1 protein-coding gene is annotated in these 780 nt (G+C 75.1%); it reads right to left on the reverse strand.

Features of this window, described 5'->3' with window-relative positions; all coding sequences use genetic code 11:
• Positions 1-780, reverse strand: a 780-nt coding sequence (locus tag A5714_RS14570; protein ID WP_068286103.1) for a 1,4-dihydroxy-2-naphthoate polyprenyltransferase, incomplete at both ends; no start/stop codon positions are given.

A 780-nucleotide genomic window follows, 5' to 3' on the forward strand; every position in this document is an offset into this window, starting at 1 on the left:
CAGCGCCGCGGCCACCGCGATCGCCCACACCACCATGGCCAGGCCGGTGTCCCGCAACACCGGGATCAGCGCGGCGCCGCCGCGGCCGGACCGCACCGGGGCCAGCGCCCGCAGCGCCAACGGCGTGGCGAGAAGCCCGGCGGCGCACCACGGCGTCGCCGCCGTCAGGGCCAGGGTGATCACCGCGGCCGTCGCCAGCAGCGCCTGGTAGAGCACCCGAGTGCGGGCGTCGCCGAGCCGCACCGCCAAGGTGATCTTGTGCGACTGCGCGTCGGTGGGGATGTCGCGCAGGTTGTTGGCCACCAGCACCGACGACGACAACGCACCGGTCGCGACGGCCAGCGCGGCGCCCACCCAGTCCACCCGCAGCGCCTGGGTGTACTCGGTGCCGAGCACCGCCACCAAGCCGAAGAAGACGAACACGGCGACCTCACCGAATCCGGCGTAGCCGTACGGCTTGGCACCGCCCGTGTACAGCCACGCCCCGGCGATGCAGGCGGCGCCCACGGCGATCAGCCACGGCGCGCTGAACAGCGCCAGCGCCAGGCCGGACAGCGCGCCGACGGTCAGGCTCGCGACCGCCGCGGTCAGCACCGACCGCGGCGCGGCCAGCCGCGACCCGACCAGGCGGACCGGACCGGCGCGGTCGTCGTCGGTGCCGCGGATGCCGTCGGAATAGTCGTTGGCGTAGTTGACACCGACGGTCAGCGCCAGCGCGACGGCCAGCGCCAGCAGCGCCTTCCACCACACCGCGGATCCCAGCCACGCCGCCGCGCCGGT

It is taken from the genome of Mycobacterium sp. E2462 (assembly GCF_001672685.1).
GTDB lineage: Bacteria > Actinomycetota > Actinomycetes > Mycobacteriales > Mycobacteriaceae > Mycobacterium.